The organism is Mycobacterium liflandii, from assembly GCF_022354805.1.
Taxonomy (GTDB): Bacteria; Actinomycetota; Actinomycetes; order Mycobacteriales; family Mycobacteriaceae; genus Mycobacterium; species Mycobacterium marinum.
This window is the reverse complement of sequence record NZ_CP023138.1, coordinates 1730398-1742312: the sequence shown is the minus strand read 5'-3', so window position 1 is coordinate 1742312 and position 11915 is coordinate 1730398. Positions and strand designations below refer to the sequence as shown.

The window sequence follows — 11915 nt, the reverse complement described above, 5'->3', positions numbered from 1 at the left end:
GAGTAACCGAGCCAGGTTACTCCCTGCCACCCTGGTGCCTTGCTCGGGTTCCCAACTCATACCGCCAGGCTCCCGACTTGCCGGCCTTTACCTACTGCTGGGCTCCGTGCTCGTGGCTCACTCGCCCGTCGCCTTCGCGATGATCTCCTTCGACACGTTCGCCGGAACTTCGGCGTACGAGTCGAACACCATGGAGTAGTTCGCCCGGCCTTGAGTCTTGGACCGCAGGTCGCCGACATAGCCGAACATCTCCGACAGCGGCACGTGCGCCTTGACGACGCGAGCACCACTCCGCTCCTCCATGGCCTGAATCTGACCACGGCGGGAGTTCAGGTCGCCGATCACATCGCCCATGTAGTCCTCGGGCGTGGTGACCTCGACGGCCATGATCGGTTCCAGGATCACCGGGTGCGCCGCTGCCGCGGCCTTCTTGAGCACCTGTGAACCAGCGATCTTGAATGCCATTTCCGAGGAGTCGACCTCGTGGAAGGCACCGTCAAGCAGGGTGACCTTCAGGTTCACCAGCGGGTAGCCGGCCAGGACGCCGTACTGCATCGCATCTTGCGCACCGGCGTCGACCGACGGAATGTACTCCCGCGGGATACGACCACCGGTGACCTTGCTCTCGAATTCGTAAGTTGCACCGTCTTCGCCGGTGAACGGCTCGATGCTGATCAGCACCTTGGCGAACTGACCGGAGCCACCCGTCTGCTTCTTGTGGGTGAACTCGACCTTTTCCACCAGCCGCTTGATGGTCTCCTTGTAGGCGACCTGCGGCTTGCCGACGTTGGCCTCGACCTTGAATTCCCGGCGCATGCGGTCCACCAGGATGTCCAGGTGCAACTCGCCCATACCGCCGATGACGGTTTGGCCGGTCTCTTGATCCAGGTGCACCTTGAAGGTGGGGTCCTCCTCGGCGAGCTTCTGGATCGACAGACTGAGCTTCTCCTGGTCGCTCTTGGTCTTGGGCTCGATCGCGACCTCGATAACGGGGTCGGGGAAGGTCATCGACTCGAGCACGATCTGGTTGTTCGGATCGCTCAGCGTGTCACCGGTGGTGGTGTCTTTGAGGCCGATCACCGCGTAGATGTGACCCGCCGACGCGGTCTCCACCGGGTTCTCCTTGTTGGAGTGCATCTGGAAGAGCTTGCCCAGACGTTCCTTCTTGCCCTTGGTGGAGTTGATGACCTGGCTGCCAGAGTCAACCTTGCCCGAGTACACCCGGACGTAGGTGAGCTTGCCGAAGAAGGGGTGCGTGGCGACCTTGAATGCCAGCGCCGAGAATGGCTCGTCGGTCGAGGGCTTGCGCACGACCTCCTCGTCCTCTTTGCCCGGCACGTGGCCGATGGCGGCCGGCACGTCCAGCGGGGAGGGCAGGTAGTCGATGACGGCGTCCAGCATCGGCTGCACACCCTTGTTCTTGAACGCGCTGCCACACAACACCGGATAGGCCTCCGAGGTGATGGTCAGCTTGCGGATCGCGCCCTTGATCTCGGCTTCGGTGAGCTCTTCGCCGCCGAGGTACTTCTCCAGCAGCGCTTCGTCGGTTTCGGCGACGGCCTCGAGCAGCTTGGTGCGGTACTCGTCGGCCTTCTCCTGCAAGTCCGCGGGGATGTCGACGACGTCGTACTTCTCGCCGAGCTTGGCGTCGGCGCTCCACACCTTGGCCTTCATCTCGACCAGGTCCACGACGCCTTCGAAGTCGCCCTCGGAACCGACCGGCAGCTGGATCGGGATGACGTTGGCGCCCAGCCGCTCCTCCATGGTGCGCACGGAGAAGTAGAAGTCGGCGCCGATCTTGTCCATCTTGTTGACGAAGCAGATGCGCGGGACGTCGTACTTGTCGGCTTGGCGCCACACCTGCTCGGACTGCGGCTCGACACCTTCCTTGCCGTCGAACACGGCCACGGCACCATCGAGCACACGCAGGCTGCGCTCCACCTCAACGGTGAAGTCGACGTGGCCCGGGGTGTCGATGATGTTGATCTGGTTGTCGTTCCAGAAACAGGTGGTGGCCGCGGAGGTGATGGTGATCCCGCGTTCCTGCTCCTGTTCCATCCAGTCCATGGTGGCGGCGCCGTCGTGCACCTCACCGATCTTGTAGCTGATACCGGTGTAGTAGAGGATGCGCTCGGTCGTCGTGGTCTTGCCAGCGTCGATGTGCGCCATGATGCCGATGTTGCGGACCTTGGTCAGGTCGGTCAGCACGTCCTTCTGTGCCACAGAAGTCTTCCCACTCTTTCGGTTGCTTAGTTAGCTATCAGTTGCCGCCGGGTTTGCTCCGACAGCTCGCCCCAGGACTCTTACCAGCGGTAGTGCGCAAAGGCGCGGTTCGCCTCGGCCATCTTGTGCGTGTCCTCACGCCGCTTGACGGAGGCACCCAGGCCATTGCTGGCATCCAGGATCTCGCTCGCCAGGCGCTCGATCATGGTCTTCTCCCGGCGTTGCCGCGAGTAGCCGACCAGCCAGCGCAGCGCCAGCGTGGTCGACCGGTCCGGCCGCACCTCGACGGGCACCTGGTAGGTCGCACCACCGACGCGGCGGCTACGAACTTCCAGCGCGGGCTTGACGTTGTCGAGAGCCCGCTTGAGGGTGATGACCGGATCGGTGCCGGTCTTGTCGCGCGCCTGCTCGAGCGCACCATAAACAATGCGCTCAGCGAGCGATTTCTTCCCCTGCAACAGGACTTTGTTCACCAGTTGCGTGACCAGCTGGGACCCGTAGACGGGGTCGTTGACCAGCGGACGCTTGGGCGCGGGCCCTTTGCGCGGCATTAGCTCTTCTCCTTCTTGGCGCCGTAGCGACTGCGAGCCTGCTTGCGGTTCTTGACTCCCTGGGTGTCCAGCGAACCGCGGATGATCTTGTAACGCACACCGGGAAGGTCCTTCACCCGGCCACCACGAACGAGCACCATCGAGTGCTCCTGCAGGTTGTGGCCCTCGCCCGGGATGTAGGCCGTGACCTCAACCTGACTCGTCAGCTTCACACGGGCAACCTTCCGAAGCGCCGAGTTCGGCTTCTTCGGGGTGGTGGTGTACACGCGAGTGCATACGCCACGGCGCTGCGGGCTGCCCTTCAGAGCCGCGGTCTTGACCTTGCCGATCTTGTCCCGACGACCCTTGCGGACCAGCTGCTGAATGGTTGGCATCTACCGGCTTTCTTTCTCGCTGTTCACGTTTGCTGCGGGCCCCGTAACACTGCCCGCGCTATTTTGAAGTTCCTGTACTGCAGTTATGCCCCGCAGCTGCACCCCGCGGCCGGGTGTGTTGCATACGATGGCCCCGAACTCAATCCGCTTGGCCGCCAAAAACATGGACATGCGAATTGGCCCGGCATCCACGCCCTCACGTCAGGCGCTGTAGGCCGCCAGGCACGAGCAACCACAATACCCGCCTGCGGTTAGGCAGGTCAAAGCGGCGGCTGAACTGACCATAGAACAGCCAATCAAGCGCCCTCGGCCCGGCCCCACCCCACCCGCGAGACACTCGAGCCGCGGGCCGGCACCCAAGATCATCGGGCGACGTCAGAGCGATTCCGCGCCGGTATGCGAGATGCGCTTTTCCATCCCCGCCGCCAGGCGCAGCACCATGTCGGAGAAGACCGCGTCGGTGTCGATCTCTTCCATCAAACCGGTCATTTCGAGCAGCACGAACCCGTGCAGTGCCGACCAGAACTCCAGCGCAGCGTGGAAAGCCTGCTCGCCTTCGAGGCCATATGAGGACAACACGGCGATCACCGGCGCGGCGGCGGCCCTGGTCGCGGCGGCGTACTCGGGGTCTTCGCCGCCCGGAGGCATCCGGGTGAATGCCGAGTACCGACCGGGGTGGTGGTGGGCATAGCTGCGATATGCACCGGCCATGACCAGCACCGCGTCATCGCGCGAACGCCCCTCGCCGACCCTGTTCAGCATCATGATGATGTCGTCGATCACCCGGACCCGCACCGCACCACGCAGGTCCTCGAGGCTGACCACGTGGTTGTACAGCGATGGCCCCTTGGTCCCCAGCTGAGTCGCGAGCGCATTGATGGTCAGCGAATCCCAGCCCTCTCGATCCAGGAAGGTCAGGGCACCGTCGACAATGGCATCGCGGCTCAGCTTGGCGGGGCGCGACGTAGATTTCGCGGCCCGCGGGCGCCCAGCCGCAGACGGCCCTTCCGCCGAAGCTGCCATGACTATCGCCCTTCAATTGCACTGGAGCTGGTCGCCGCCGCTGCGCGGCGAACTGCAGTTGAACTAATGACTCTAGTTGACCGGACCCACAACGACCGGGCCCGATGAGGCGGTGTCGGAGGTCGCCCGGGCAAAGCCGAGGCCGCACCGGTTGAAGCCGGTGCAAAATCCGTTGAAGGGCTGTCGCCGTGCCGGCCGGTACACCTAGGCTGAGTACACGGCTCAATCAAGTGCGAAGACGCGCCCGACGAAGGGGGCCCGCAGTGAAATGGACAACCGCCGCCGGATCGCTGGCGACCAGCGCGCTCGCCGTGGCTGTCCTGTCAACTGCCCCGCCGCCGGTCGCGAATGCCAAAAACGGTGACACCCATGTCACGGGGGAAGGCATCGTGCGCACGCTGGACTGCAACGACTCCACGTTGTTCGTCAACGGCACGGGGAACATCATCACCGCGAAGGGAACCTGTTGGGCGGTCACGGTTATGGGTTCGTCCAACACGGTCGTGGCCGACACCGTGGTCAACGACATCACCGCCTACGGCTGGGACGAAACGGTGTTCTTCCACAACGGCGATCCGTTCATCTGGGATCGTGGTCGTGAGCTGGGCATGGTAAACCGGCTTCAGCGAGTAGGCCCCTGAGGCCACACCAAGTAATCGTCCCCTCCCCCGCCTAGGAATTGAGGAGCCCATGCGCGCCCACCTACCGATGCCCCGACTGGCTGCGATCGCGCTGACGGCGATCGCCGTCCCAACAGTTCTCGGGCTGGCCGGCTGCAGTGAGACCGCCAGTCCCCCCGGGCCCTCCAGCACCTCCGGGTCAGCCACGCCGACGAGCGGCCCAACCGCGGCGCCGACCACCTCCGGCGGCCCGACCACGACCGCGTCGATCGAAATCGGCAACATGCTCAACTACGGATCGATCGGGACCACGGCCACCCTCGACTGCGCCGACGGCAAGTCGTTGAATGTCGCCGGCTCGGAGAACAACCTGACCGTGACCGGCACCTGCGCGACGGTGACCATCGGCGGGACCAACAACAAGATCACCTTCGACAAGATCGATCAGCGACTCACCGTCTTGGGCATCGACAACACGATCACCTACAAGGCGGGCGAACCCAAAGTCGACAACATCGGGTCGGGCAACAACATCGAGAAGGGCTGACGCGGGCCCACCGCGCGACGAGCGGCCCGAGCAGGGCCGAAGTTGGCGCTCAGGCGTCCCCCTCTTCGCCGCACTGGCCGTAACGCCCCAGGGCACCGGCGAGGACTTTCTCCATGTACGCCAACAGGTCCCGCATTTCATGCAGGCGTCGGCTTCGCTCCGGCGGGGCACCACCCAGTGCCTTGAGGCCGGTGTCCGCCAGGTTCTGCAGGTCGGCCATGGTTCGCAGACGCTCACGCTCGCCTGCCGCGAAGGCGTTGGGCCGCAACCGATAAAAGGTGCGCCGATCCCCGGCGACCGCGAGTCGCTCGATGAACCCGAATTGGATCAGCATCCGGGCAGTGGTGCTGATCCCACCACTACTGGCCGCCAACGCAGTCGCCAGTTCCTCTGAGGATTGGCGCTCGGGATCACACACCAATAGCCAGCCCAGCAATCGGCCCGCCAACCGAGTCAGACCGCTGGACTCGAAATATCCGCCCATCTGCTCGACGAATTCCATAATGTCAGCCTCGGTGCCGGCACGATCGACACCCTCGTTGACGCTCACAAATTTCACTGTACTCTGAAACCTTAGTAGATTTCATCTAGACTGCCCGGTAGGTCTACAACAACTTCATGCGCAGGAGGGGAAGCCACCGATGAGCGCTCCAGGCTTCACCACCGGGCAAGGCGATCGAAGCGGACCGCTTCGGGTCGGCAAGCCCATCTGCAAGATTCCTCGGGGAAGACGATGATTGGCATTCTCAAGCGTGCGTGGATACCGCTGCTCATTCTGGTTGTGGTCGCGATCGCCGGTTTCACGGTCCAGCGAATCCGGACCTTCTTTGGGGCCGATGGCATCTTGGTGACGCCGAAGGTCTTCGCCAACGACCCCGAACCGTACGACCCCAAGGTGGTGAAGTACGAGATCTCGGGCTCCGGTAGCTACGCCAACATCAACTACCTGGATCTGGACGCGAAGCCGCAGCGCATCGACGGCGCCTCGCTGCCGTGGTCGCTCACCTTACAGACCACGGCACCGTCGGCCGCCCCCAACATCCTGGCCCAAGGCAATGGCAGTTCGATCAGCTGCCGGATCATCGTCGATGACGTGGTGAAGGACGAGAGGACCGCAACCGGCGTGGACGCCCTGACCTACTGCTTTGTGAAGTCCGCATGACCGCGACCACGACCGACACGCCGACCGACGTGGTCCCACCGGCCGAACACCCGCCCCGACCGTTCATCCCGAGGATGATCCGCACCTTCGCAGTGCCACTCATCCTTGGCTGGGTGTTGCTCATCGCCGTCCTCAATAGCGTTGTGCCGCAACTGGAAGTAGTCGGGCAGATGCAGGCGGTGTCGATGGGCCCCGACGCCGCGCCGTCGATGATCTCGATGAAACACATCGGCAAAGTGTTCCGCGAGGGCGACTCCGACAGCGCGGCGATGATCGTGTTGGAAGGCCAGGAGCCGCTCGGCACCGCCGCCCACAAGTTCTACGACAAGATGATCACCAAGCTTCGCGCCGACACCAAGCACGTCCAGTCGGTGCAGGACTTCTGGGGCGATCCGCTGACCGCGACAGGTGCACAGAGCGGCGACGGCAAGGCCGCCTATGTGCAGGTGAAGCTCGCCGGCAACCAGGGCGAATCCCTGGCCAACGAGTCGGTGGAAGCGGTGAAGACAATCGTCGACAGCCTGCAGGCGCCACCCGGCGTCAAGGTGTATGTCACCGGTTCGGCCGCGCTGGTCGCCGATCAGCAGCTGGCCGGCGACCGCAGCCTGCAGTTGATCGAGATGGTCACGTTCACGGTGATCATCGTGATGCTGCTGCTGGTCTACCGGTCGATCATCACGGCGGCGATCATGCTGACCATGGTGGTCCTCGGGTTGCTCGCCACCCGTGGGGGCGTGGCATTCCTTGGTTACCACCGGATCATTGGGCTCTCGACCTTCGCGACCAACCTGCTCGTGGTGTTGGCGATCGCGGCCGCCACCGACTACGCCATCTTCCTGATCGGCCGATATCAGGAAGCGCGCGGGCTCGGTCAGGACCGAGAATCGGCCTACTACACCATGTTCGGCGGCACGGCCCATGTCGTGCTGGGCTCAGGTCTGACGATCGCCGGTGCCACCTTCTGCTTGAGCTTCACCCGACTTCCGTACTTCCAGACCCTCGGTGTCCCACTGGCGATCGGCATGGTCATCGTCGTCGCCACCGCGCTGACCCTGGGTCCGGCGCTGATCGCCGTAATGAGCAGGTTCGGCAAGCTGCTCGAGCCCAAGCGAATGGCCCGGGTCCGGGGCTGGCGCAAGATCGGGGCCGCCATCGTGCGCTGGCCCGGCCCCATCCTGATCGGCGCGGTGGCCCTGGCGCTGGTCGGACTGCTGACCCTGCCCGGATACAAGACCAACTACAACGACCGCAACTACCTACCCGCCGACCTACCCGCCAACGAAGGCTATTCGGCCGCGGAACGCCATTTCTCCCAGGCCCGGATGAACCCCGAAGTCCTGATGGTCGAAAGCGACCATGACATGCGTAATTCGTCTGACTTCCTGGTGATCAACAAGATCGCCAAGGCCATCTTCGGCGTCGAGGGGATATCCCGCGTGCAGGCCATCACGCGGCCGGACGGCAAGCCGATCGAGCACACCTCGATCCCGTTTTTGATCAGCATGCAGGGCACCAGTCAAAAGCTGACCGAGAAGTACAACCAAGACCTGACCACCAGCATGCTGCAGCAGGTCAACGACATTCAGACCAACATCGACCAGATGGAGCGGATGCACGATCTCACCCAGCAGATGGCCGATGTCACCCACCAGATGGTCATCCAGATGAAGGGGATGGTGGTCGACGTCGAGGAGTTGCGTAACCACATCGCGGATTTCGACGATTTCTTCCGCCCGATCCGCAGCTACTTCTACTGGGAGAAGCACTGCTTCGACATCCCGGTTTGCTGGTCGCTGCGGTCTGTGTTCGACACCCTCGATGGCGTCGACCTGATGACCGAAGACATCAACAATCTGCTGCCGCTGATGGAACGCCTGGACACGCTCATGCCCCAGATGACGGCGATGATGCCCGAGATGATCCAGACCATGAAAAGCATGAAGGCCCAGATGCTGAGCATGCACTCCACCCAGCAAGGGCTGCAGGATCAGATGGCCGCGATGCAGGAGGATTCGTCCGCGATGGGCGAGGCCTTCGACTCGTCGCGCAACGACGACTCCTTTTATCTGCCTCCCGAGGTTTTCAACAACCCCGACTTCAAACGGGGGCTGGAACAGTTCCTGTCCCCGGACGGGCACGCCGTGCGGTTCATCATCAGCCATGAGGGCGACCCGATGAGCCAGGCGGGCATCAACCACATCGACAAGATCAAGACCGCCGCCAAGGAAGCCATCAAGGGCACGCCGCTGGAGGGATCCACGATCTACCTCGGCGGTACGGCGGCGATGTTCAAGGACCTGTCCGACGGCAATACCTTCGACTTGATGATCGCCGGCATCTCCGCGCTCTGCCTGATCTTCATCATCATGCTGATCATCACCCGCAGCGTCGTTGCGGCCGCGGTGATCGTCGGCACGGTGGTCTTGTCGCTGGGCGCCTCGTTCGGGCTGTCGGTGCTGATCTGGCAACACATCCTCGGCATCGAACTGCATTGGTTGGTGCTGGCGATGGCGGTCATCATCCTGCTGGCCGTCGGCGCGGACTACAACCTGCTGCTGGTTGCCCGGCTCAAGGAGGAGATCCACGCCGGAATCAACACCGGCATCATCCGTGCGATGGGCGGCAGCGGGTCGGTGGTGACCGCGGCCGGACTGGTGTTCGCCTTCACCATGATGTCGTTTGCGGTCAGTGAACTGACCGTGATGGCTCAGGTCGGCACCACTATCGGCATGGGCCTGCTGTTCGACACCCTGATCGTCAGATCGTTTATGACACCGTCGATTGCGGCCCTGCTGGGCAAGTGGTTCTGGTGGCCCCAGGTTGTCCGCCAACGGCCAGCTCCGCAGCCGTGGCCCACGCCGGCACCGACACCGCCACCGGCCACCACCTCCGTCTGAGTTCACCCAGCACGCAACCCGATGCGGCGCCCGCCCGGCGGCTCAACGGGTTGCGCTCAGTCGTGGCTCGCCTGGGCGCCGTGGCGACCGGCACCCGCGGCGAAGCGCCCGACCCCCTCCAAGGCCTCGGCGGCCACTCGGGAAATGCTGGCGAATTCCAGATCGAGAGCCGCGGATTCGGGCAAGCCCCATTGCTGAAGCGCTGAGAGGCGATCCGATCGCAGGCATTGTTGCGGCAGCGCCGCCAGCTGGGCCGCCAACTCCTCGGCCGCTTGCCGGGCTTGTCCGTTGGGTACCACCCGATTCGCCAACCCGATTGCCAGCGCCTCGTCGGCCTGCACCGCACGACCGGTAAGGATCATGTCCATCGCCCGGCTGTGGCCGATCAGCCGCGGCAGCCGCACCGTGCCGCCGTCGATGAGCGGCACGCCCCACCGCCGACAGAACACGCCGAATACCGCGTCCTGTTCGGCCACCCGCAGATCGCACCACAACGCCAGCTCCAGTCCCCCGGCCACCGCGTAGCCACTGACCGCGGCGATCACCGGCTTGGACAGCATCATTCGCGACGGGCCCATCGGGCCAGGACCCGTCCGGTGCACGGCGTTGGCCTCCGCGGTGCCGAAAGCCTTCAAATCCGCTCCCGCGCAGAAGGTTCCGCCATTTCCGCACAAGACGGCCACCGAAGCGGATTCATCCCGGTCGAATTCGGCGAATGCCGAGTAGAGCGCGGCAGCCGTCGGACCGTTGACCGCGTTGCGCGCCTGCGGCCGGTTGATGATCACGGTGGTTACCGGACCGTTGCGCTCGACCTGTACTAGATCACTCACTTCGCCTCCAGGAGTTGGTTTGTGCCGCGGCGTTTCGCCAGTTCAGTGGCGAAGTCGTGGTAGGCGCTACGAAGCTGAGCCCCCGGCCACTTCGCGGGCAGCAGCTCCTCGGGCAACATCGGATCCGAAAGCAGGTGGCGCACCATCGCCGCGGCCAGGGCGAACTGTCCCGGAATGTCTGCTGCCTCTGCCATTTCGGCCATCTCGCCGAGCAGTCGGTCACCTACCCCAGCCCATTCGGTCAGGTCCCACAGTTGCCCGGCCAACTCGGCCGGGGCGTCGTCACGCGCCGTGAGCACCCGCACCCGCTCGGCGACGTCGGCGGCCAGTTCCAGGTCGAGATTGTCGGGACGCAGCCATACCCCTTCGCGCAGTTCTGCGAAACGCTTGTCGTGCATGGTTGTTCGCAGCGCACCACGGGTTCGCGCATCCGTGCCGACACTGGTCACAATCACCAGGTGCCAGTTCCCCTGCCAGGGCCGCACCCGCGGGCGCATGGCCTCGTCCTGCCGCGCTTGGCGCGCCAGCAACCGATCCGAGAGGCGATAGCCATCGGCCGAGCGGATCAGGTCGCCGCCGCTGACCATGCGGGTCAGGGCGACCCGCAGAGCCGTCTCCTTGATACCGAAATCGGCGGTGAGCCTGATCAATTCGCTGACACTGGCCCAAGCGGGATGAGCACCCAGCAAAACGCTGAGCACCACTGATCGCGCTGTCATCGCCGCCACGGTGGCACCCTTCTCAAACCGAAGACGCCCGGCGGCCGTAGTCTCCGAACGGCTCGTCTCGATGCTTCACCGCATCCCGGAAGCCATGCTCGACCGCGTCGGCGACAAAGGCGTGCCCCTCGGGGGTGTGCCGAGCCACGCCGTCGAACACCGTGCTGAGCATCCGGCTGTTGACCACCCCTTGCTGCAGCAGTGCCGAGTTGAGCGCCAGCTTGATCATGATCAGCTGATTGACCGGCAGCGCGGCGATCCGCTCGACCAGGCGCTCCGTGCGCTCATCCAGGTCCTTGGGGTCGGGGGCCTCGACCGCGAGGCCCCACTCGGCGGCCTGCGCACCGGTGATGCAATCGCCGGTGAACAACAGCCGTTTGGCGCGTTGGTCACCGAGCCGGTGTGCCCATAGGCCCGCCGCCGGAACACCCCATACCCGCGTCGGCGGGTAGCCGATTTTCGCGTCGGCGGCGGCGATCACCTGATCGGCGTGCAACGCGATGTCGGTGCCGCCCGCAACGCAGTAACCGTGGATCTTTACCACGGTCGGCTTGTCGGCATGCATCAGGCTGGAGAACCCGCGCACAAACCGGCTCATCATCTGATAATCGATCATCGGGTCCCAGGGCTGATTGGGTAAGTGGTTGACGGCCTGGGCCTTGCCGTCGAGCACCGTTCCGCGATAGCCGCCCTCGGCGCCGGATGAGGACGACCCCTCGGCATAGGCCGACAGGTCAAATCCCGCGCAGAATCCCTCGCCCCGGCCGGACACCAGAATGACGTGCACCGCCGGGTCAAGATCGGCGCGCTCCACCAGCGCCGAGAGCTCCAATGGGGTGTCCGCGACGATCGCATTGCCCTTCTCGGGCCGATTGAAGGTGATCCGGGCAACCCGGTCGGTGACCTCGTAGGTCATCGTTTTCAGGTTGTCGAAGTCGACCGGCCTGATGGCATGTGTCATCTCGGGGC

12 protein-coding genes are annotated in these 11915 nt (G+C 64.2%); 4 read left to right on the top strand and 8 right to left on the bottom strand.

Annotated features, from left to right (window positions below):
* Positions 1 to 117: 117 nt before the first annotated feature.
* The 4 genes from fusA to CKW46_RS07875 all read right to left on the bottom strand — a co-directional run bounded on the left by fusA (position 118) and on the right by CKW46_RS07875 (position 4171).
* Positions 118 to 2223, bottom strand: a complete 2106-nt coding sequence (fusA, locus tag CKW46_RS07890; RefSeq protein ID WP_012392922.1) for an elongation factor G — start codon at positions 2221 to 2223, stop codon at positions 118 to 120.
* Between the two features lie 80 nt (positions 2224 to 2303).
* Entirely contained in the window at positions 2304 to 2774 is a 471-nt protein-coding gene (rpsG, locus tag CKW46_RS07885) for a 30S ribosomal protein S7 (protein WP_117435723.1), read from the bottom strand.
* The gene (rpsL, locus tag CKW46_RS07880; protein WP_003879423.1) at positions 2774 to 3148 is read right to left on the bottom strand and encodes a 30S ribosomal protein S12; all 375 of its coding nucleotides are present in this window, start codon (positions 3146 to 3148) and stop codon (positions 2774 to 2776) included. The genes rpsG and rpsL overlap by 1 nt, the downstream gene beginning before the upstream one ends.
* A 375-nt stretch (positions 3149 to 3523) precedes the next feature.
* Positions 3524 to 4171, bottom strand: a complete 648-nt coding sequence (locus CKW46_RS07875) for a TetR/AcrR family transcriptional regulator (protein ID WP_011739032.1) — start codon at positions 4169 to 4171, stop codon at positions 3524 to 3526.
* Positions 4172 to 4434: 263 nt separating this feature from the next.
* Here CKW46_RS07875 and CKW46_RS07870 point away from each other — a divergent pair, with 263 nt between their 5' ends.
* A complete protein-coding gene (locus CKW46_RS07870) occupies positions 4435 to 4812 on the top strand; it encodes a DUF3060 domain-containing protein (RefSeq protein ID WP_012392920.1) in 378 nt (125 codons plus the stop codon).
* Positions 4813 to 4861: 49 nt separating this feature from the next.
* On the top strand, positions 4862 to 5338 hold the full coding sequence (locus tag CKW46_RS07865; protein ID WP_012392919.1) for a DUF3060 domain-containing protein: 477 nt from the start codon (positions 4862 to 4864) through the stop codon (positions 5336 to 5338).
* Between the two features lie 49 nt (positions 5339 to 5387).
* Here the strand turns inward: CKW46_RS07865 and CKW46_RS07860 are convergent, their stop codons facing one another.
* Positions 5388 to 5888 carry a GbsR/MarR family transcriptional regulator gene (locus CKW46_RS07860; protein WP_012392918.1) on the bottom strand — a complete coding sequence of 167 codons (501 nt, stop codon included), beginning with the start codon at positions 5886 to 5888 and terminating at the stop codon, positions 5388 to 5390.
* A gap of 183 nt (positions 5889 to 6071) precedes the next feature.
* Between CKW46_RS07860 and CKW46_RS07855 the strand changes: the two genes are divergently transcribed.
* Positions 6072 to 6500 carry an MmpS family transport accessory protein gene (locus CKW46_RS07855; protein WP_011739028.1) on the top strand — a complete coding sequence of 143 codons (429 nt, stop codon included), beginning with the start codon at positions 6072 to 6074 and terminating at the stop codon, positions 6498 to 6500.
* Entirely contained in the window at positions 6497 to 9397 is a 2901-nt protein-coding gene (locus CKW46_RS07850) for an MMPL/RND family transporter (RefSeq protein WP_482053038.1), read from the top strand. The genes CKW46_RS07855 and CKW46_RS07850 overlap by 4 nt, the downstream gene beginning before the upstream one ends.
* Positions 9398 to 9453: 56 nt before the next feature.
* Here the strand turns inward: CKW46_RS07850 and CKW46_RS07845 are convergent, their stop codons facing one another.
* The 3 genes from CKW46_RS07845 to CKW46_RS07835 are packed head-to-tail and all read right to left on the bottom strand — an operon-like array spanning position 9454 to position 11907.
* A complete protein-coding gene (locus CKW46_RS07845) occupies positions 9454 to 10227 on the bottom strand; it encodes a crotonase/enoyl-CoA hydratase family protein (RefSeq protein ID WP_482053037.1) in 774 nt (257 codons plus the stop codon).
* Positions 10224 to 10955, bottom strand: a complete 732-nt coding sequence (locus CKW46_RS07840) for a PaaX family transcriptional regulator C-terminal domain-containing protein (protein WP_117435728.1) — start codon at positions 10953 to 10955, stop codon at positions 10224 to 10226. The genes CKW46_RS07845 and CKW46_RS07840 overlap by 4 nt, the downstream gene beginning before the upstream one ends.
* 13 nt (positions 10956 to 10968) lie before the next feature.
* Positions 10969 to 11907, bottom strand: a complete 939-nt coding sequence (locus CKW46_RS07835; RefSeq protein ID WP_012392914.1) for a crotonase/enoyl-CoA hydratase family protein — start codon at positions 11905 to 11907, stop codon at positions 10969 to 10971.
* Positions 11908 to 11915 lie beyond the last annotated feature (8 nt).